Below are 2017 nucleotides of genomic sequence, written 5' to 3'. Positions count from 1 at the left end.
ATCCGGCCGTCGCGCTTCTCGACCAGAATGCCATCGACAGCATCGCGATCCGAAATGCCACGCTCCTTCACGCTATCAGTCATGACCTCAGTATCCATCGTCACTCCTCATACGGTTGTTCATGTGCAGTTGCTTTGGCGTTCCCAAATTCCATATTGGGAACGGCGAATCACATGGATGTCATTTTTGCTGACAGGATTCACTCTATCACGTCGTGACCACCATATGTAGTGCCTGAGGATGATTCGTTTCCTACATTTAGTAATTCCCGTGTTTTGTGAACTGAGTCACAAATAGTGGGGTCTGGACAAAGGCGGCAAATGGCCGAAAGACCAGTAGAGGTCATTTACACGGATGGCACAGCCGCCCGACACGCGCAGATTTTGTCTAGCACCGACCCCCGCATCAAACAAAACAGACCTAAGCCAACAGACCCCGGGGCACAAAGAGGGTTTGGGTGCGCAGACGGCGATCCACGCTCATGCCCTCTGGAGCCTGCCGCCCCGGCTCAATCATGGACAGGAGCATGTCAACGCCCTGGCGGCCCATGCGATCCACCTGTTGGGAGATGACCGAAACCTGGGGACTGATCAGCTGAAAGACCTCCAGATCGTCGAAGGAGACCAGGGGCACACGCGAGCGCTGGTCACCGTCCCACTCCATGGCGAGGGCCTTGATGGCATCGGCCGAGTATCCGAAGATAACGGCGTCCACCCCTTGGCCGAGCAGGCGACGCATGGTCGCGGCTGCCCGGTGGCGATCCTCGAACCCTTGGCGGACCACCAATCCCGTCAGCCCCTGACGGGCATCCACACCGTCCAGAAAAGCCTGCTCGCGCTCGCGGAAGGTATAGGAGCGGCTCTCGGGGCCCGGAACGAAGGCCACTCGTCTGCATCCCCTTGTTGCCAGAGCGTCCAGGGCCGCATCCAGGCCGGGCACCGGGTCAGAATCCACTAGAGGGACACCAGGCAGAGCCCGGTCAGGACGATCCACGAAGACCACAGGGAATTCCCTTGCCAACATGGTGCGCAGCATGGGCGATGTGGGCCCGTCAGGCACGACCAGAACACCGTCCATATGCCGAGACAGAAGGATCCGGTAATAGTCCTCCTCTCTGCTGGCCTGGCAAGAGGACACGCCAATCAGGGGCGCGTAGCCTGCCGAGTAGAGCTGGTCCTGGACGGCGTAGACCAACTCGGAGAAATAAGGGTTGCGAATATCGGGGACCAGCAGACCTACGGCATGCGAGCGCGAGGATCGCATGGAACGGGCTCGGCTGTCGGGGATGTAGCCCAGCTCCATGGCCGCCCTGCGGACCCTGTCCTTGGTGGGTGGAGAGATGCGCCCCTTGTCGTTGAGCGCCTGGGAGACCGTGGATACGGACATGCCCGCCTGCTTGGCCACATCATTGATGGTCACCGACATGGGAACCCTCCGTCGAACCCTACCGAAATCGGATGTCTTGCTCTGGACGAGGCCAACATCGGTCGGCCCGCACAAACCTCTCGTGAGTTTCCAGTATAAGGGCAAATGATGCAACCTTTCACCACAGCGAGGCAGAACCGCCTGGGTTGGACTAGAGTGGTCTTGTTCGCGCGGCTGGTGGCAGCAGCCGTGGCACACATCGCAGAATTCCATCGGTCAAGACCGTACCGGATCGTCGCGCGGGCTCCTCACCTTCCCGTAGCGGCCCCGATGCGGATGGGCACCAGAGGTGCCGGAGAGGCAAGGTGACATTGATGAGCATGTCGGAGAATAGTGGCTTCAGGAGAATTCCCGGCCACAGACTGATTGTACGGGCGCTCGCCCTGGCAGCTGCGCTCTGCATGGTAGCTACAAGCGCAGCCTGCGGGGCCAAGGGGGCAGATGACAAGGCCGATGACGGCTCCAAGCTCTCCTTCATGCTGGATTGGACGCCCAACACCAATCATGTGGGCATTTACGTGGCCCGGCATCTGGGCTACTTCGACAAGGCCGGCCTGAAGCTGACCATCCTGCCGACGGCCCAGGCGGGAGC

2 protein-coding genes are annotated in these 2017 nt (G+C 60.3%); one reads left to right on the top strand and one right to left on the bottom strand.

The annotated features are described in order from the left end of the window. Window positions 1-420: 420 nt before the first annotated feature. A complete protein-coding gene (locus AC0AP0_RS12770; protein WP_181414853.1) occupies window positions 421-1425 on the bottom strand; it encodes a LacI family DNA-binding transcriptional regulator in 1005 nt (334 codons plus the stop codon). Between the two features lie 320 nt (window positions 1426-1745). Here AC0AP0_RS12770 and AC0AP0_RS12765 point away from each other — a divergent pair. Next, on the top strand, window positions 1746-2017 hold a 272-nt coding region (locus AC0AP0_RS12765; protein WP_490430759.1), incomplete at its 3' end, for an ABC transporter substrate-binding protein.

Source organism: Bifidobacterium sp. POST2/T3 (B1), from assembly GCF_058197115.1.
This window is presented reverse-complemented; position numbering and strand designations above follow the sequence as displayed.

What these genes read in the sequence shown, in the direction of transcription:
- AC0AP0_RS12770 (WP_181414853.1), bottom strand. Translation starts at nt 1,425, where the DNA reads ATGTCGGTGACCATCAATGATGTGGCCAAGCAGGCGGGCATGTCCGTA.